General features: G+C 62.5%; 18 protein-coding genes and 1 other RNA gene. 5 read left to right on the forward strand and 14 right to left on the reverse strand.

The features are described 5' to 3' along the window. Nucleotides 1-46: 46 nt before the first annotated feature. Nucleotides 47-664 (reverse strand): Holliday junction branch migration protein RuvA, encoded by a 618-nt coding sequence (gene ruvA / locus PWG15_RS15310; protein ID WP_275021247.1) that lies wholly within the window; start codon nt 662-664, stop codon nt 47-49. A gap of 118 nt (nt 665-782) precedes the next feature. After that, the gene (ruvC, locus tag PWG15_RS15315; RefSeq protein WP_113540908.1) at nt 783-1,295 is read right to left on the reverse strand and encodes a crossover junction endodeoxyribonuclease RuvC; all 513 of its coding nucleotides are present in this window, start codon (nt 1,293-1,295) and stop codon (nt 783-785) included. A gap of 170 nt (nt 1,296-1,465) precedes the next feature. Here ruvC and PWG15_RS15320 point away from each other — a divergent pair, with 170 nt between their 5' ends. Beyond that, on the forward strand, nt 1,466-2,467 hold the full coding sequence (locus PWG15_RS15320; protein WP_275021252.1) for an LLM class flavin-dependent oxidoreductase: 1,002 nt from the start codon (nt 1,466-1,468) through the stop codon (nt 2,465-2,467). A gap of 10 nt (nt 2,468-2,477) precedes the next feature. On the opposite strand, the gene PWG15_RS15325 is transcribed toward PWG15_RS15320, so the two are convergent. The 8 genes from PWG15_RS15325 to PWG15_RS15360 form a co-directional block, all read right to left on the reverse strand. Next, on the reverse strand, nt 2,478-3,107 hold the full coding sequence (locus PWG15_RS15325) for an HAD hydrolase-like protein (protein WP_275024433.1): 630 nt from the start codon (nt 3,105-3,107) through the stop codon (nt 2,478-2,480). A gap of 166 nt (nt 3,108-3,273) precedes the next feature. Continuing rightward, nucleotides 3,274-4,020, reverse strand: coding sequence for a YebC/PmpR family DNA-binding transcriptional regulator (locus tag PWG15_RS15330; protein ID WP_275021254.1), 747 nt, complete (start codon nt 4,018-4,020; stop codon nt 3,274-3,276). 85 nt (nt 4,021-4,105) lie between these two features. Continuing rightward, on the reverse strand, nt 4,106-4,588 hold the full coding sequence (locus PWG15_RS15335; RefSeq protein ID WP_275021255.1) for a hypothetical protein: 483 nt from the start codon (nt 4,586-4,588) through the stop codon (nt 4,106-4,108). Nucleotides 4,589-4,605: 17 nt separating this feature from the next. Continuing rightward, on the reverse strand, nt 4,606-5,445 hold the full coding sequence (locus PWG15_RS15340; protein ID WP_275024434.1) for an MBL fold metallo-hydrolase: 840 nt from the start codon (nt 5,443-5,445) through the stop codon (nt 4,606-4,608). Nucleotides 5,446-5,725: 280 nt separating this feature from the next. Continuing rightward, on the reverse strand, nt 5,726-8,905 hold the full coding sequence (locus PWG15_RS15345; protein WP_275021257.1) for an efflux RND transporter permease subunit: 3,180 nt from the start codon (nt 8,903-8,905) through the stop codon (nt 5,726-5,728). Then, a complete protein-coding gene (locus tag PWG15_RS15350; RefSeq protein ID WP_275021259.1) occupies nt 8,902-10,071 on the reverse strand; it encodes an efflux RND transporter periplasmic adaptor subunit in 1,170 nt (389 codons plus the stop codon). The genes PWG15_RS15345 and PWG15_RS15350 overlap by 4 nt, the downstream gene beginning before the upstream one ends. A gap of 481 nt (nt 10,072-10,552) precedes the next feature. Continuing rightward, the gene (locus PWG15_RS15355) at nt 10,553-11,377 is read right to left on the reverse strand and encodes a TIGR00282 family metallophosphoesterase (RefSeq protein WP_275021262.1); all 825 of its coding nucleotides are present in this window, start codon (nt 11,375-11,377) and stop codon (nt 10,553-10,555) included. 214 nt (nt 11,378-11,591) lie between these two features. After that, the gene (locus PWG15_RS15360) at nt 11,592-12,164 is read right to left on the reverse strand and encodes a 5-formyltetrahydrofolate cyclo-ligase (RefSeq protein WP_275021265.1); all 573 of its coding nucleotides are present in this window, start codon (nt 12,162-12,164) and stop codon (nt 11,592-11,594) included. Between the two features lie 361 nt (nt 12,165-12,525). Here PWG15_RS15360 and PWG15_RS15365 point away from each other — a divergent pair, with 361 nt between their 5' ends. Further along, the gene (locus PWG15_RS15365) at nt 12,526-12,735 is read left to right on the forward strand and encodes a helix-turn-helix domain-containing protein (protein WP_065375346.1); all 210 of its coding nucleotides are present in this window, start codon (nt 12,526-12,528) and stop codon (nt 12,733-12,735) included. A gap of 24 nt (nt 12,736-12,759) precedes the next feature. Here the strand turns inward: PWG15_RS15365 and PWG15_RS15370 are convergent, their stop codons facing one another. Beyond that, nucleotides 12,760-12,978, reverse strand: a complete 219-nt coding sequence (locus PWG15_RS15370) for a hypothetical protein (RefSeq protein ID WP_275021269.1) — start codon at nt 12,976-12,978, stop codon at nt 12,760-12,762. A gap of 112 nt (nt 12,979-13,090) precedes the next feature. On the opposite strand from PWG15_RS15370, the gene PWG15_RS15375 reads away from it, so the two are divergent. Then, nucleotides 13,091-13,960: a LysR family transcriptional regulator gene (locus PWG15_RS15375; RefSeq protein ID WP_275021272.1), complete on the forward strand. Its 870-nt coding sequence runs from the start codon at nt 13,091-13,093 to the stop codon at nt 13,958-13,960. Between the two features lie 27 nt (nt 13,961-13,987). Here the strand turns inward: PWG15_RS15375 and ssrS are convergent. The 3 genes from ssrS to PWG15_RS15390 all read right to left on the reverse strand — a co-directional run bounded on the left by ssrS (nt 13,988) and on the right by PWG15_RS15390 (nt 14,858). Further along, nucleotides 13,988-14,145: non-coding RNA, 6S RNA (gene ssrS, locus PWG15_RS15380), on the reverse strand. A gap of 54 nt (nt 14,146-14,199) precedes the next feature. Further along, nucleotides 14,200-14,577: a cell division protein ZapA gene (locus PWG15_RS15385; RefSeq protein WP_275021274.1), complete on the reverse strand. Its 378-nt coding sequence runs from the start codon at nt 14,575-14,577 to the stop codon at nt 14,200-14,202. Nucleotides 14,578-14,588: 11 nt separating this feature from the next. Then, nucleotides 14,589-14,858: a DUF4164 domain-containing protein gene (locus PWG15_RS15390; RefSeq protein WP_065375262.1), complete on the reverse strand. Its 270-nt coding sequence runs from the start codon at nt 14,856-14,858 to the stop codon at nt 14,589-14,591. Nucleotides 14,859-15,196: 338 nt separating this feature from the next. On the opposite strand from PWG15_RS15390, the gene tkt reads away from it, so the two are divergent. Then, nucleotides 15,197-17,179 (forward strand): transketolase, encoded by a 1,983-nt coding sequence (gene tkt / locus PWG15_RS15395; protein WP_275021276.1) that lies wholly within the window; start codon nt 15,197-15,199, stop codon nt 17,177-17,179. A 72-nt stretch (nt 17,180-17,251) separates the two neighbouring features. Beyond that, complete coding sequence (gene gap, locus PWG15_RS15400) at nt 17,252-18,262, forward strand: type I glyceraldehyde-3-phosphate dehydrogenase (RefSeq protein ID WP_275021278.1); 1,011 nt, start codon at nt 17,252-17,254, stop codon at nt 18,260-18,262. Nucleotides 18,263-18,265: the final 3 nt, after the last annotated feature.

Below are 18,265 nucleotides of genomic sequence, written 5' to 3' on the forward strand. Positions count from 1 at the left end.
CCGGCCCTCTTCCGTTCTGCCTTGAGCGCCCCGCCAAGGCAAGCGATCATCGCGCCAGTTCCTTGAGGCCGAGGCGAATGAGCTTGGCGCTGTCGCCGCCTTCGCCGCCGTTTTTCAGCGCAGCCGCAACGGCGTTTGCTGCCTGGTCGCGCGAATAGCCGAGATTGGTCAGCGCTGAAACCGCATCCGATACCGGCGCGGAAGCGACCCCTTCGCCAAGCTCCTGCTTGAGGCCGATCGATGCCGCCATCTCGCCGGCAAAGGACGGCGCCTTGTTCTTGAGCTCGGTGACGATGCGAACCGCCACCTTGGGCCCGACCCCCGGCGCGCGCGAGACCGAAGTCTTGTCCTGCAGAGCGATTGCATTTGCCAGCTCGCCCGGCGTCAATGTCGAGAGAACTGCAAGCGCCACTTTCGAGCCGACGCCCTGCACGCTCTGCAACAACCGGAACCATTCCCGTTCCAGCGCGGTCAGGAAGCCGAAGAGCTTCAACTGGTCCTCGCGCACATAGGTCTCGATGAAGAGTATCGCCGCCTCGCCCGCCGATCCGAGCTTGGACAGCGTGCGCGCCGAACAAAAGGCGACATAGCCGACGCCATGCACGTCGAGCACGACATGATCCTCGCCGATCTCGTCGATGGTACCCTTCAGTTTGCCGATCATATGGCGTCTCTCGCGGTGGGGGGATGGTCGCCCAGACCATCGGAAAATTTCCTGTCTACAGCGCCGCGCGTCTTTCAAGACGCGCTAAGGTCGCTGCAACACTTTAGATCTGCTGCAACTACGCCATCAATGCGGCAAGCCGGCTCGTCACCGATTGCCGGTTGTGCGCATGGCAGATGGCGATCGCCAATGCGTCCGCCGCATCGTTGCCCTTGAACTCGACCTTTGGCATCAGAACCTTGATCATCATGTGGATCTGCTGTTTCTCGCCGTGGCCGACGCCGATCACGGCCTTCTTGACGGCGTTCGGCGCATACTCCGCGACCCTCAGGCCCGCGCGCGCCGGCACCAGCATGGCAATGCCGCGCGCCTGGCCGAGCTTCAGCGTCGCCGTCGCATCCTTGTTGACAAAGGTCTGTTCCACCGCCGCCTCGTGCGGCTGGTAACTGTGGACCACCTCGGCAAGCCCATCGTGCAGCTGGCAGAGCCGCGACGCGAGATCCATATCGCCATCGGAAGTAACCGTGCCGGAAGCGACGAAACGCAGCGAATTGCCGAGCGTTTCGATAATGCCCCAGCCGGTGCGCCGGAGGCCCGGATCGATACCGATGATGCGAATCGTGTTCTGCATGAAATTCACCCTATGACTACAGCCCGGACGCTGCCAGCAAAAAGTGAACAAAACAAAAACATACACACAGCCGAGACGGCATGTCAGCTTTTCTTCACCATCGCCCTTGGATTGAGGAAAATTGAGCTTACATAGCCTTTCATCAATTTCCCTCAATGAAGGCTTTTGCCATGGCGACTTTCTCCGTCCTCGATCTCTCCCCGATCACGCAAGGCGGCAGCGTCGCCCAGTCGCTCGAAAACTCGCGCCGCCTGGCCCAGGCTGCCGAGGAGAACGGATACCAGCGCTTCTGGCTTGCCGAACATCACGGCATGAAGGGGATTGCAAGTGCTGCGACCTCGATCGTGATCTCCCATGTGGCCGCGGCGACGAAGACGATCCGCGTCGGCTCAGGCGGCATCATGCTGCCGAACCATTCACCACTGGTGATCGCCGAGCAGTTCGGCACGCTGGCAGCACTTTATCCCGGCCGCATCGACCTCGGCCTTGGCCGCGCACCCGGCACCGACATGCGCACCGCCCAGGCGCTACGGCGCAACATGGAAGCGAGCGGCAACAATTTCCCCAACGACGTGGTCGAACTGCAGGCCCTCCTCGGCCCGGTGGCCGAGGATCAGAAGATCATCGCCGTACCGGGCGCCGATACCAACGTACCGATCTGGCTGTTGGGCTCGAGCCACTTCAGTGCGCACCTCGCCGGCATGCTCGGCCTGCCCTTCGCCTTCGCCTCGCATTTCGCGCCGGACATGCTCTTGTCGGCGCTCGAAATCTACCGCGAACGCTTCACGCCGTCCGAGACCCTCGCCAAACCGCATGTCATGGTCGGCGTCATGGGTGTCGCCGCCGACACCGACGCGGAGGCGAACTACCTCTTCACTTCAATGCAGCAATCCTTTGTGGCGCTGCGTCGCAACGCGCGCGGACAATTCCCACCACCGGTGCAATCGATGGATGGGCTGTGGAACTATGACGAAAAGATCTTCGTCGATCATTCGATGATGTATGCCGTGGTCGGCGGGCCGGAGACGATCCGCCGCAAGATCGGGACCTTCCTCGAGCAGACGAAGGCCGACGAGCTGATCATCTCCATGCCGATCTTCGACATGGACGCGCGCCTGCATTCGCTTCGCCTCTTCGCCGACGCCCAAAGCGATCTCGCCAAGGCAGCCTGAGACTGCGCGATCAGATCACGCCGAACGCCGGCGCGATCTCTTCCAGGCGGGTGAAAAACCGATCCGGTCCGAGTTTTTGCAGGAAGGCCGGGTCGGCATAACCCCAAGCCACCGCTCCTGCGGCGATGCCCGCCTTGCGCGCAGCCTCAATGTCACGCGCTTCGTCGCCGATCGCCAGGAAGCGAGCCGGGTCCAGGCCGGAGTATCGGATCGTCTTCTTGAAATGCTGGGCCTTGCCGAAGAGAGCGGCACCACACTCGAAGATGTCCACTGCCGCAACCGCTTCTCCGAGCGCAGCGCGAATTCCCTCTTCAGCATTCGAACTGACGATGGCAATGCCGATACCGGCAGCCTTCAAGCGCATGAGCAGTTCTGCGACACCCGGAAACAGCCGCACGGATGCGGCCTCGGCCGCCATCGCCCGGCGCATGAAAACGGCAATCTGCGGCAGCTTCCACACGGGCACGCCAAGATGCGCGATGATCTCGCGATTGCCCATCGTCCTCAGCGACTGGAATTCCTCGACGGAAAGCTCGCGGAAACCGTAGTGCCGCGCGGCTCTGTTGCAGGCAAGCATGAAGTTCGCCGCCGTATCGGCCAGCGTGCCATCGAAATCGAAGATCGCGAACTCATAGATCATCGGCACCACACTAAAGCATCCTGCTTTGGAGTGGAATTATCGGATACGAAAGATGGCCTAGAATCAACGCGCTAGAGCACTGGGGTGCAAGCCGCACCGGGCTCGAAGAAAAAACCCGTGCCCTCTCGGACACGGGTGCACAATACGGAAACGATCGGTCTGCCAATCAGGCCGAGAGCTTCGCGAGGATTTCGTCCGAAACTTCGAAGTTTGAGTAGACGTTCTGAACGTCGTCGTCATCTTCAAGGGTGTCGATGAGCTTCATCAGCGACTGCGCCTTTTCTTCGTCGACCGGAACGCTGTTCTGCGCCTTCCAGATCGCCTTGACGGTTTCGGCTTCGCCGAGCGTGTCTTCGAGCGCCTTGGACACTTCGCCGATCGCTTCGAAACCGCAGATGATCGTGTGGCCGTCCTCGTCGGTGGTCACGTCGTCAGCGCCAGCTTCGATCGCCGCTTCCATCACCTTGTCGGCATCGCCGACCGACAGCTTGTAGGTGATTTCGCCGACGCGGTCGAAGGAGAAGGAAACCGAGCCGGTTTCGCCGAGCGCGCCACCGGCTTTGGTGAAGGTCGAGCGCACGTTGGAAGCGGTGCGGTTGCGGTTGTCGGTCAGCGCCTCGACGATGACGGCGACGCCGCCCGGGCCGTAACCCTCGTAGCGGACTTCTTCGTAGTTTTCCGCGTCGCCGCCGGAGGCCTTCTTGATCGCCCGTTCGATGTTGTCCTTCGGCATCGATTGCGCCTTGGCGTTCTGGATCGCCAGACGCAGGCGCGGGTTCATAGCGGGATCGGCCATGCCGGTCTTGGCGGCAACCGTGATTTCGCGCGCGAGCTTGGAAAACATTTTCGAGCGCACCGCATCCTGACGGCCCTTGCGGTGCATGATGTTCTTGAACTGTGAATGGCCAGCCATGGCACCCTCTGCATGCATGAATTTGAATGGAATGGGGCGCCTTATAGTTTTATTGCCGCTTTCCGTCCAGCCGGGGGGCGGCTTTTCAATCGGCCGACACCTGCGCGCGGCTCAAGAGGAAGCTGTGCCCGTCGTCGCGGCGACAGGAAAGACCGGTGCGCTCCGACACGCAGGAGAATGGTCCTCGCGACCAACTTTGCCCGTAGTCGAGCACCGCTCCGGTCGAACAGCAGCCCGGATCGCCGACGGCGTGATCGAGCGTAGCCGCACCGGCCCGGCCGAGCGTCGCCCGGACATAACGCGGCGCGACGATATCGCAGGCAAGTTCCGGGCCGCCATCCTGAGGCTGGTAGACCGGCGTGCCGCCAACCGGCGTGTAGATGCAGCCGATATTGCCCGAAGGCATCATGAACAGTTCCTGCTCGCCCACGGGCTGTGCCGCCGTTTCGGGCAGGTCTTGCGGCTGTTGTCCCTCGGGAGAGGGCATGCGTGGCGGCGGCGCGCCGCCCGCTTTGGCCAATGTCGAGAGGGACAGGAAAATCGAAACGCCGACCACAAGCAACTTCATTGGGCGATCCTGAGTGTTCAGACGCCCTTGAGAATATAAATCAGCGGTTTGCTTGGCAAGGAACGCAACGATACCTTGACGCTGGTGCTGTCGGCGAAGCGCTTGTCGTAGTCGTCACCGAACATGTCGAGAAAAGCGTCGATCGGCGGACCACGGCGGTGCATCGGCAGGATCAGCGACGACCGCAGCCGGCCGACGACACGGCTCATGCTTTCTGCTCCCATGGTCAGGCCGCCATCAACGGGCACCATAAGCACGTCGAGCCGGCCGATCTGGCGATAGTGGCTGTCGTCGAGTTCGTGGTGAAGATGGCCGAGGTGGCCGATGCAGAGATCCGCCACCTCGAAGATGAAGATCGAATTGCCATCGTGCTCCATCACGCCCCCGCCGGCGCGGATATCGGTCGTGACGTTGCGAATGTAGGTGTCGCCGACCACGAGGTCGTGACGGGCAGGTCTTCCGTTGTCGCCCCAGCCATGCAGGACGTTCTTGATCGCCGGGTCGGGCGTCAGCGTGTAATGGCTCGAATGCGCCTTGTTCATCGTTGCGACCGTCGGTGGCGCCGAGGGCGCGAACCAGCCATTGTAATCGGTCGCGATCGACACACCGCCTGGCGTCTCGATCAGAAAGGTGGAATGGCCGAGATAGGTGATCGCGACTTCACCGACCACGGCCGTTCCCTTGGTGGCGGCAACAGGCGTGAAGCTGGCGAAGGTCGCCTGCGGCATGGCCTCTGCAATCGCCTGGCATTGACTGGCGTGTTGGGGCTGTTGTTGTTGGGCATGCGCGACCGACGGCCAGAACGCGTGAATGAGCCATATGGCGGCGAACGTGTAGACAAGGTACCGGAGCATCAGCCTTCACCTCTCTCACTTGCTTGCTTGACCTCGGGCCCGAAGGGCACGCGGCAGATAGCCGTTGAACAGCGAATGGAAGCCTTTGCCTTCGCTCGGCCTGATGTTGGCGTCACGGGCAGCCAGAGAATTGTTCAAGGGCCCGGCCGCGTCCAGTTACAAACGGCCGGCCCCGCTCACGTTTACGTCACCGCCCCCAACAGCGAACGAGAACGTTACCTGATCAACGACAAATGCCCCGGCATCACTGCCGGGGCATCGCAACATTGTTGGTGCCGGTGACCTACTCCGCGGGATGGGTGGCGGGCTCGGTCACCACGGCCGGTTTGCGCCGCCGGAACGACCTGAGGGCCACATAGAACACCGGCGTCAGGAACAGGCCGAGGAAGGTCACACCGAGCATGCCCGAGAACACGGCGGTGCCGAGCGACTGGCGCATTTCCGCACCCGGGCCGGTCGCGATCATCAGCGGCACGACGCCGAGGATGAAAGCGAAGGCGGTCATCAGAATCGGCCTCAAGCGCAACTGGCTCGCCTCCACCGCCGCCTCGATCGGTGTCTTGCCCTCGTCCTCGCCTTGCCGCGCGAACTCGACGATGAGGATCGCGTTCTTGGCCGCAAGGCCGATCAGCACGATGAGCCCGATCTGGGTCAGCACGTTGTTGTCGAGGCCGCGGAGGAACACGCCGACCAGCGCTGCGAGCACACCGAGCGGCACGATCAGGATGATCGCGAGCGGCAGTACCCAGCTTTCATATTGGGCAGAAAGCGCCAGGAACACGAAGACCACCGACAGTGCGAAGATGAACACCGCGGTGTTGCCGGTCTGGCGCTCCTGGAAGGCAAGCTCCGTCCACTCGAAGGTCGTGCCCTGCGGCAGGATCTGGGCGGCGAGCGCCTCCATCTTGTCGAGGGCGGTGCCCGTCGATACGCCCGGTGCCGGGTTGCCCTGTATCGGCACCGAAACGTACATGTTGTAGCGCTGAACCAGCGTCGGTCCGGCAGTATCACGGATCTCCACAAGCGTGCCCATCGGCACCAGCGCGCCGGTGGCGGAGCGAACCTTCAAGGCCAGGATATCGTCACGCTCGATACGGTACTGCTGATCGGCCTGCGCCCGCACCTGGTAGACACGGCCGAAGGCGTTGAAGTCATTGACGTAGGACGTCCCGAGGTTGATCGACAGCGCCTCGAAGATGTTGGGGATCGGCACGTTGAGCGTGCGCGCCTTGTCGCGGTCGATCGCCAGGAAGTATTGCGGGCTGGAGGCGGAGAAGGTGGTGAAGACACCCGTCAGGCCTTCCGTCTGGTTGGCGGCCCCCATCATCTGATAGGCAAGCCCCAGCGCGCGGCCCATGTCGGCGCTCTGCCGGTCCATGATCTGCATCTTGAAGCCGCCGGAGTTGCCGATGCCGCGCACAGACGGCGGCGGCACTGCGATGATGAAGGCTTCCTGGATGCTTTGCAGGCTGCCGTAGAGCTGTCCGATGATCTGGTTGGCACCCTGCCCGTGCTTCAGCCTCTCTTCGAAACTTTCAAAGGAGGCAAAGACCACGCCCGAGTTGGAGGCGTTGGTGAAGGTGGCACCGTTGAAGCCGGCAAAGGCAACGGCGCTCTTCACGCCAGGCACGTCCTCGATGATCTTCGAGGCGCGTTTGACCACGGCGTCCGTCCGGTCGAGCGAGGCTCCGTCGGGCAACTGGATGACGACGATTGCGTAGCCCTGGTCCATGGTCGGCACGAAGCCGCGCGGCACGATCTGCGCCATGTACCAGGTGGCGCCGAGCAGGCCGATGAAGACAAGCAGTGCCACCGCGAGTGCCGTCTTGGTCGACACCAGCTTGCGCACCATCCAGGCGTAGCCCTCGGCCATACGGTCGAAGCCGTTGTTGAAGCCGTTGGCAAGGGCCTTACCGAAGCGTGTCAGCGGGTTACGGCTCTCATGGTGACCGTTCTCGTGTGGCTTCAGCAGGATTGCCGCCAGCGCCGGTGACAGGGTCAGCGAGTTGAAGGCGGAAATGACAGTTGCGACCGAGATCGTCACGGCGAACTGCAGATAGAACTGGCCGGCGATGCCTGGGATGAAGGCCGTCGGAACGAAGACGGCGGTCAGCACCAGCGAGATGGCGATGACGGCAGCCCCCACTTCGTCCATGGTCACGTGCGAAGCCTCGCGCGGGGTCATGCCGCGCGCCAGATTTCGCTCGACGTTCTCCACCACCACGATCGCATCGTCGACGACGATACCGATCGCCAGCACCAGGCCGAACAGCGTCAGCATGTTCAGCGAGAAGCCGAAGGCGTAGAGGAAGGCGAACGTGCCGACCAGCGACACGGGGATGGCCACGATCGGGATGATCGCCGTGCGCCACGATTGCAGGAAGACGAGCACGACGATGGCGACGAGGATCGCCGCTTCGGCGATCGTCTTGTAAACCTCGTTGATCGATTCCGAGATGAACTCGGTCGGGTTGTAGACGATCCGGTACTCGAGCCCTTCGGGGAAGTCGCGCGAGACGTCGGTCATCACCTTCTGGATCTGCTCGGCGGCGTCGAGCGCATTGGTGCCAGGCCGCGAGAAGATGCCGAGCGCCACCGCCGGGCTGCCGTCGAGATAGCTGTTGTTGACATATTCGCGGGCGCCGAGCTCGACGCGCGCAACGTCCTGCAGCTGCACGAGGCGGCCGCTTTCCGTGGCCTTCACAATGACGTAGCGGAACTGCCTGGCATCGCTGAAGCGGCCGTCGGTGGTGACGGTATACTGGAAAGCGCTGTCGCCGGGCGCCGGCGGTCCGCCAATCGAGCCGCCGGAAACCTGCACGTTCTGTTCGCGCAGCGCCTGCACGACGTCACCGGCCGTCATGCCATAGGCGGACAGTTTCTCCGGATCGAGCCAGACGCGAAGCGCATATTCGCGCTCGCCGAACAGGATGACGTCGCCGACGCCATCAAGTCGGACAAGCAGATCGCGAATGCGCGTGCGCGCATAGTTAGAGACGTAAAGCTGGTCGTAGCGCTCGGTCGGCGAGAGCAGGTGCACGACCATCATCAGATCAGGCGAGCTTTTGGCCGTGGTAATGCCGATGCGCCGGACTTCTTCGGGCAGGCGCGGTTCGGCGATCGACACGCGGTTCTGCACCAGCACTTGTGCCTGATCGAGGTCGGTGCCGAGCTTGAAGGTGATCGTCAGCGCCATCGAACCGTCAGCGGTCGAATAAGAGGACATGTAGAGCATGTTCTCGACGCCGTTGATCTCCTGCTCGAGCGGTGTGGCCACGGTGTTGGCAACCGTATTGGCGTCGGCGCCGGGATAGGCCGCGCGCACGACAATGGTCGGCGGCGCAATTTCCGGATACTGCGCCACCGGGAGTTGGAAATAGGCGATGCTGCCGACGATCAGAAGGACGATCGAAAGCACCGATGCGAAGATCGGCCGGTCAACGAAGAAGTGAGCGAACCTCATTGCGCCGCCCCCGTGGCTGGCGCCGCCGCGGTTGGCCCTTCGGGCGGCAACTGGATCGTCTCGGGCTTGACCTTCGTGCCCGGACGCGCCCGCATCAGGCCATTGACGACGATGGTTTCGTCACCCGTCATGCCTGAGCGGATCACCCGGTAGCCGTGCAGCCTCGGCCCGAGCCGCACCGGCTTGGTCACCACAGTTCCGTCGCCGGTCACCTCGTAGACGATGCGCTCGTTCTGGTCGGCGCCGATCGCCTCATCCGGAATGAGCACGGCCTTGTAGGTGTTCGAGCCTTCGATCTGTACACGGCCGAAGAGGCCGGGCTGCAGCACCAGGTTCGGGTTGTCGAGACGGGCGCGCACGCGCATCGTGCCGCTCTGCGGGTCGACACGGTTTTCGGCGAAGTCGAGCTTGCCCTTGAACGGCTCTTCATTGGAATCGGCAATCGTGACCAGCACTTCCAGTGAACCGCCGCCTTCCTGCAGCGCGCTGCCGCGTTCGCGGGCAACCCGCGCATAGGAGAGCAATCGCCGCTCGTCGACGTCGAAATAGAAGTCGATCGGATCGAGCGAGACAATCGTCGTCAACACGGTCTGATCGGCCTGTACGAGATTACCGGTCGAAAGCAGACGCCGGTCGACACGACCACTGAGCGGCGCGGTTATGGTCGTGTAGTCGAGGTCGAGCTTGGCGCGCTCGACCGCTGCTTCCGAGCCGCGCACCAGCGCCTGCGCCGAAAGCAGCTCGCGGCGGTGATCGTCGAGTGTCGAGATCGACAGCGTTCCGGTGCCCGTCAGCGACTGCGTCCGCTTGAACTGCGCGTCGGCAAATTCCAGCGTCGAGCGCGCCGATTCCAGGGTCGACTCGGCCTGGGAGAGGGCCGTGCGATAGGGACGCTGGTCAATGACGAAGAGTTTGTCGCCCTTTTTCACCAGGGCGCCATCGGTGAAATTGACCTCGTCGAGATAGCCGCCGATGCGGGCACGGACCTGCACCTCGTCGACCGGCTCGAACCGGCCGATGAACTCGTCGCTGTCGATCACGTCACGCACGACCGGCTTGGCGACGGTCACGACGGGCAATTGCGCGTCCTGTGCTCGGGCTCCAACCGCGGAAAGAAGGGAAAGAGAAGCGCCGACGATCATCGGCAAATGCCACTTAGACAACATGCATGCCCTCCGAATGCACTTTGGATGACGATGAGCAGCCCGACCGACCAACCACCGCAATCGCTTTGAATACTTCAGAGCAGGACATCAGCGGAAAATCGCCGCCTTACCTCTCCCGCTCCGTACAAATCCTCGGATCGGCAGCGATCCAGGAGGCAAAATCACACAAGCAATTAAATGATAAAGCGGTCTCCGCTCTGGGCCGGCGAACGCTGTTGGATCGAGATCGCCGGGCAGAGAGCGCCTGCTCCCGATTGTCCGGTGACAGCAGCACAAGCCCGCAATCCGTGACTGCGGGCGGTCTTCGTTCTGGAAAACACTCGAATACATCACGCCCCGGCCCGGCGTGATTTCGCGATAACCTGCCATCATTTGATGGGGTTGTCACCTTGAAAAAAATCAATTCCCGGAAGGCGATAAGTGGCGAAGCGCGCTTCAACCAGAAGCGCGTTCGACAAGCCGAAATGCTGCTCGCTTCGCCTTAGGACCAGAAGTCCGGGATCGTTTCGGTCAGTCTCGGGCCGAGGCGCAGCGGCGCGACCTTTTCGGCAAGGCCGGTGCGGTCGGAGATTTCGACACCGAGACCGCAGATCGTCGCCGGGCCGGAGGCGGCCTCGAAACGCCCCTTCGGCATCTTCGAAATGAACCGGTTGAGCGGTTCCTCCTTGTCCATGCCGAGCGAGGAATCGTAGTCGCCGCACATGCCGGCGTCGCTCATATAGGCCGTGCCGCCATTCAGGATCTGGTGGTCGGCGGTCGGCACGTGCGTATGGGTGCCAACGACGAGGCTGGCGCGGCCATCGACGAAATGGCCGAAACACTGCTTCTCGCTGGTCGCCTCCGCATGGAAATCGAAGACGATCGCATCCGCCTGCTCGCCGAGCGGGCAGGCGTCGAGGATGGCCTCGGCCGACTTGAAGGGGTCATCGAGCTCCGGATGCATGAAGACGCGGCCCATCACATTGGCGACCAGCACGCGGGCGCCGTTGCGGGCGAAGAACAGGTTGGAGCCACGGCCGGGCGTGCCGGCCGGATAGTTGGCCGGGCGCAGGAACTGGTCGTGCCGCTCGCAGAAGACGACCGCTTCCTTCTGGTCCCAGACGTGATTGCCCGTCGTCACCACGTCGGCGCCAGCGTTGATCGTCTCAAGGAAGATATCTTCGGTGATGCCGAAACCGCCGGCGGCGTTCTCGCCGTTGACGATGACAAAATCGAGCTTGAGGTCACCGATCAGTCCCGGAAGCCGCTCCCAGACCGCCGTACGGCCCGTCTTGCCCACCATATCTCCCAGAAACAGAAGCCTCATGCTCGCACAAATCCCACCAGGGCAGCCCCGGCGGAAGCGCGTCAGCGGTTGTTGCGTCCGGAACTGCGTAAAACAAAGAAATAGAGCGTCTACACGATCCCGACCGCGCAGGGAACGCCTTAGATGGAATCACCGAAAACGGTGCAACGGCCCGCCGCACCGCCCTTTGCGATCTCAAGGCTTTAGCCGACTCCATGGTCTCGGCGAAATGAACTCAGAAATGCCGAAACCCGCTCTCGGTCAGTACGGCATCCAGTGCGACATCGTGCGGTTCGGATGGGACGGATGCCACTTCCTGGCAGTCGAAGGCGATGCCGATCAGCTTTGGTAGGTGACCCTTGTTGCGCAACCGGTCGATGGCGCGGTCGTAATAGCCGGCGCCATAGCCGATCCGGTGGCCGGTCGAATCGAAAGCGGAAAGCGGTACGAGCATGATATCCGGATCGAGTTCCGGTGCCTCCGGACCAGGCCCCGTGGTGCCGAAGCCGGTGGCGATGATGTCGGCACCGTCGAGCAATTCACGGAAAATGATCGTCTGCTTGTCGACGATCGCGGGCAGGCAGAGCCTGGCGCCTCGTTGTTTCAGCCGCGCCATCAGCGGCCGGATGTCGACCTCGGAGCGGATCGGCCAGAAGCCGGAGACGATGTGCCCGGGATCGAGTGCTATGACGTCACCCGCGTGATCGGCCATGGTCAGGCTCGCTTCGATCCTGAACTCCGGCGACATCGCATCGCGCAACGCCAGCCTTTCCTTGCGCAGTGCTGCCTTCAAATCCCTCGGTGACATCCGTCCCTCTCCTGCCAACCCGCTGCCCGCCATCGTCGCCGCAGAAAAATCACTTCCCGAAATGGCACAAGCTCCCCATCTCTCGCCGATTCCCGGGCCGGCCACCAGCCTGTTTACGCCATCCCGTCATTCCCCCACCCATCGGCATCGCCGCGTTTGCAGCGGTTTGCGACAATCACGTCACTCCCTTCCCGGTTCGGCACAGCATTAGCTTTCCATTCATCATGGGCAAGGGTTCCGCTTTCGCGACACGGGAGGCGCGTGCAAATAAGGACACGATTTCAAATAATTAGCAGGAACTAATGCCCGTGTTCGATGTATGGACGCGCTCCTGCAGGCAGCAGTGGAAAAGCCGACGTCCATGAAGGACCAGATGAACGAACTCGACCCGTTGGAACTGCGCTGCCTGACGCTCGCCGCACGCGGCCGCACGCGACAGGACATGATGCGCGAGACCGACATTCCGCTCGACCGGATCGATCGGGCGCTGACGGATGCCATGCGCAAGTTGCAGGCGGGCAATCTCGCCGAAGCGGTATTTCGCGCCGCCAGACTCGATCTCATCTCCTGATCCCGCATCTGTCGGCAAGATCGCTCACAACAGCCAATGTGACCGGTAGGCGATCGCCAGCCTTTCCCGCCGCATGATGTCGGGTCCCTCGTGATAAATCCCCGCATCGCGCAGGAGCGCCGGCTTTCCAGACGGCACGTCCACCGGCGCCCCGGGAAACAGGACGTCGCGAGACCAGTGCGTCGCTCGACGCCGGAATGCGATGGAGGCTTCGGAGAACGCGAAGAGAGCAAGCACGCTCATAACAAATGACCCTGCGCAAGATGATCGGATCAGATGATCTTCGTCCTCGCGTTGACATCTGACAAACGAATTGCAAGCATGGCTGCTATCAGAACTTCTGATGGATACAACCATGTCCCTCCCCCTCGACAGCGACCTGCTCAGGACCTTTCTTGCGGTCGTCGACACCGGCAATGTCACACGCGCCGCCAACATTGTCGGGCGCACGCAATCCGCCGTCAGCATGCAGATCAAGAAGCTCGAGGACATGCTCGGCGATGCGCTGTTCGAGCGCCACTCACGTGGCGTCGTGCCGACGCCGCAGGGATTGCGACTGCTCGACAATGCGAGACGCATCGTCACGCTGCTCGACGACACGGCCGCGACGATGCGTCAGCCCGCTCTCGACGGCGCCGTCCGGATCGGCATACCCGAGGAATACATCAACTCCACCTTGCCGAAGGCGCTTGGAACGTTCGCCGCCATCCATCCCGGCGTCGAAGTGACCGTCCAGCAGGGCGCGTCGATGACCAACGTCGCAGCGCTGGAAGCCGGCGAGCTCGATCTCGCTGTCGTCTTCGAACCCGGCGGGCGAACGAAGAACGAAGTTCTGATGATGGACCCGACCGTCTGGGTCACCTCGGAAAAGCACCGTACCGACGAGCGGCGTCCGCTGCCGATTGCCACCTATACCTATCTGGAAGGCGGCTGGTGCGACGACCTCGCCCAGCGCAATCTCAGGAAATGCCGCCTGGAAAGCCGCGTTGCCTATGTCAGTCGCACGAGCGGCGGCCTGATGGCGGCGGTGATGTCGGGCCTCGCCATCGCGCCGCTCGCCCGCAGCAGCATTCCGGCGGGATGCCGCGAACTGACGGTCGATGACGGCTATGAGGTGATCGACCACTCGAACGTCGTCTTGCGGATATCGAAGGCGGGAAACGGCAAGGACCGGATCGTCGAGGCCATGGCCGATGCCATTCGCCGGGCCTTTGCCGGAGATTGAAACGGTCGCCTGAAGGAGGGAGAGAAGGTGCGATCCACACAACCGATGGATAGTTTACGATCCCGGGTGCCTACAAAGTAGGTGGGCGCCATGTGTCCGGACCCACGAGCCCGGACAGGGACAGCTCCCTTGAGATCGAGTATGGCCCCGGGGATTGTGGTTCCTGTCGGGAAGCGCAGACCGCACCCGATATATAAAGTGTCTCGGTGCTTCGCGCCAGAGGCTCGCCACCGAAACCTTTAGCTTGCCGATGTCGTGGCGCGGCCGTTCAGCTTGGCGGCGATGCTGTGGATTTGCGCCGTGACTTCGCTGAGCGCAGAGGCCAACGCCTCCTCGCTCTTCATCTGGTCGGACATGGCCGCGTCGCGACCGCTGGTCAGATTGCCAACCTCGGCCTCGAGGCTCTTCAGCCGGCGGTTCACCTCGCTGAGCTCGTCCATGACCATGATTCCGGCCATGACGGTGAGGCGCAGATCGCCGATCTCGCCGAACTGGCTCTTGAGGTGCCCGACATATTGATCGAAATTGGTGGCAAGCTCGATCAGATGATCTTCCTGCCCTTCCTCGCAGGCCATCCGGTAGGCCTTGCCGTCGATCGATACTGTCACCTGCGCCATGTCGCTTGTTCCTAGCGGTCGAGCACCGCCCGAATGGTTTCCATCGCCGTCACGAGGCGCCGGGAAACCTCGCGGTTGACCTCCTCGAGCCGATTTGCCCGGAACTGCGACTGATCGAGCTCCTGTGCGAGCCGCGAGCGGTCGGTGTTGACGCGCCGCACCTCACTCTCGAACTCGCCGAAATCCCGTTCCCTGTCAAACCGACCGTCGATCGCATTCTCCAGGGATTGCACTGCGTTGCGCAGTTCATCGATCGCCGCTTTGACAGTCTTTGCCGGCATGTGTTCCGAATACCTCGCCCGTGAGGCCGAATCGCCCGAATCCCGTCCGCCGCTTCGGCTCGATCTTTTTTAAACCTATTACGTAAGTCTCAACAATGCCAAGCTCCGCAAACAACTACGGAAGCTGTGGATGGATTGCGTAGCCGGCTTTCTTCAACGGCAGTGCGAAAGCTCTGTTGCATTGCGAGACAAGGACCGGAGCGACCTGCCGTCAAATGGCCGCGGAAGGCCCGTATTTATTGACTCGCACGGCGCACCTGCTATGTGTCAGCCGCTTCTTGCGCGGTCTTTGGAGGATAGAGACCGTTCCCTGACCACCGAACGCAAACGGAACAGTCATGATCTCTCGCGAAAAACACGACCGGATGGCAAATGCGATCCGATTCCTCTCCATGGATGCCGTCGAGAAGGCAAATTCCGGCCACCCTGGCCTGCCCATGGGTGCAGCCGACATAGCGACAGTCCTCTTTACGCGCTATCTGAGCTTCGACCCCAAGAACCCCTCCTGGCCGAACCGCGACCGCTTCGTGCTGTCGGCCGGCCATGGCTCGATGCTGCTTTATTCGCTGCTCTATTTGACGGGCTACGAAGACATCACCATCGACGAGATCAAGAACTTCCGCCAGCTCGGCGCCCGTACCGCCGGCCACCCGGAGTACGGCCACGCCGCCGGCATCGAGACGACCACCGGTCCGCTCGGTCAGGGCATTGCCAATGCCGTCGGCATGGCGATCGCCGAGCGCAAGCTGCGCGACGAATTCGGCTCCGACCTGATGCAGCACTATACCTATGTGCTCGCCGGTGACGGCTGCCTCATGGAAGGCATCAGCCAGGAAGCGATTGCGCTCGCCGGCCACCTGAAGCTCAACAAGCTGATCGTCTTCTGGGACGACAACAACATCTCGATCGACGGCCCGATCTCGATCGCCGACTCGACCGACCAGCACGCCCGCTTCCGCGCCAGCAAGTGGAACACCATCGCCGTCGACGGCCACGATCCGGAAGCAATCGCCGCTGCGATCGACGAAGCGCAGAAATCCGACAAGCCGACGATGATCGCCTGCAAGACGACGATCGGTTTCGGTGCGCCGAACAAGGCCGGCACCCACAAGGTTCACGGCTCGCCGCTCGGCGCCGAGGAAATCGCCGCCACCCGCAAGGCGCTCGGCTGGGAATCCGAAGCTTTCGTCGTTCCTTCCGACGTGCTCGATGCCTGGCGTCTGGCCGGCCTGCGCTCGACCAAGAGCCGCAAGGAATGGGAAGAGCGCCTCGAAAAGAGCGATGCCGAGAAGAAGGCCCAGTTCGTTCGCCGCTTCTCCGGCGAACTCGAAGGCCGCCTCTCGTCTGCGATCGACGACTACAAGAAGAAGCTTGCCGAGACCAAGCCGTCGCCGGCAACCCGCAAGGCGTCCGAAGACGCGCTCGAAGTCATCAACGGTGTGCTGGCCGAAACCATCGGTGGCTCGGCTGACCTCACCGGCTCGAACAACACCAAGACGAGCCAGACCAAGTCGATCACCCCCGACGACTTCTCCGGCCGCTACATCCACTGGGGTGTGCGCGAGCACGGCATGGCCGCTGCCATGAACGGCATGGCGCTGCATGGCGGCGTCATCCCCTATTCCGGCGGCTTCCTGATCTTCTCGGACTATTGCCGTCCGTCGATCCGCCTGGCCGCGCTGATGGGCATCCGCGTCATCCACGTGCTGACGCACGATTCCATCGGTCTCGGTGAAGACGGCCCGACGCACCAGCCGGTCGAGCACATGGCAGCGCTTCGGGCGATCCCGAACCTGCTGATGTTCCGCCCGGCCGACGCCACGGAAACGGCAGAATGCTGGCAGCTCGCGCTCGAGAGCCACAACCGCCCGTCCGGTATCGCGCTCACCCGCCAGAACCTGATGGCGGTCCGCACCGAATATGAGGAAGAGAACCTCTGCGCCCGTGGCGCCTATGACCTGATCTCGGCCGCCGACGCCAAGGTCACGATCTTCGCCACCGGCTCGGAAGTCGAGATCGCCGTCAAGGCCTGCCAGACGCTGACCGCCAAGGGCATTTCGACCCGCGTCGTCTCCGTTCCCTGCTTCGAGCTTTTTGCCGAGCAGAGCGAGGACTACCAGCAGGCGATCATCGGCAACTCGCCGGTCAAGATCGCCGTGGAAGCCGGCATCCGCCAGGGCTGGGATCACTTCATCGGCAGCGACGGCACCTTCATCGGCATGTCGTCCTTCGGTGCCTCCGGTCCCTACAAGGAGCTTTACAAGCACTTCGGCATCACACCCGAGGCGGTGGTTGCCGCTGCCGAAACAAAGCTCGCCTGACCAATCTGCGGGGCGCGCCGAAAGGTGCGCCCCGCTTTTTTCGCACTACGTCATCCAGACAGGGAGAGACCCATGACAGTGAAAGTCGCCATCAACGGTTTTGGCCGCATCGGCCGCAACGTGCTTCGCGCCATCGTCGAATCCGGCCGCAAGGACATCGAAGTCGTTGCGATCAACGACCTCGGCCCCGTTGAGACCAACGCTCACCTGCTGCGCTATGACTCGATCCACGGTCGGTTCCCGGCCGAGGTCAAGGTCGAAGGCGACACGATCACCATCAACGGTGGCAAGCCGATCAAGGTGACGGCGATCAAGGATCCGGCAACGCTGCCGCACAAGGAACTCGGCGTCGACATCGCGATGGAATGCACCGGCATCTTCACCGCCCGCGACAAGGCCGCAGCCCATCTGACCGCCGGCGCCAAGCGCGTCATCGTCTCGGCTCCGGCCGACGGCGCTGACCTGACGGTCGTTTACGGCGTCAACCACGACCAGCTGACCAAGGACCACCTGGTCATCTCCAACGCCTCGTGCACCACGAACTGCCTGGTTCCGGTGGTCAAGGTCCTGAACGATGTCATCGGCATCAACCACGGCTTCATGACCACGATCCACTCCTACACGAACGACCAGCCGTCGCTCGACCAGATGCACAAGGACCTTTACCGCGCCCGCGCTGCCGCTCTGTCGATGATCCCGACCTCGACCGGTGCCGCCAAGGCTGTTGGCCTTGTTCTGCCGGAACTGAAGGGCAAGCTCGACGGCACGTCGATCCGCGTCCCGACCCCGAACGTCTCGGTCGTCGACTTCAAGTTCGTCGCCAAGCGCAACACCTCGGTCGAGGAAATCACCAACGCCATCAAGGCCGCCGCCAACGGCGCGCTCAAGGGCGTTCTCGGCTACACGGAAGAGCCGCTCGTTTCGCGCGACTTCAACCATGACAGCCATTCCTCGATCTTCGCGATCGACCAGACCAAGGTCGTCGAAGGCAACTTCGTTCGTATCCTCACCTGGTACGACAACGAATGGGGCTTCTCGAACCGCATGGCCGACACGGCAGTCGCCTTCGCCAAGCTCATCTAACGC

Source organism: Ensifer adhaerens (assembly GCF_028993555.1).
Taxonomy (GTDB): Bacteria; Pseudomonadota; Alphaproteobacteria; order Rhizobiales; family Rhizobiaceae; genus Ensifer; species Ensifer adhaerens_I.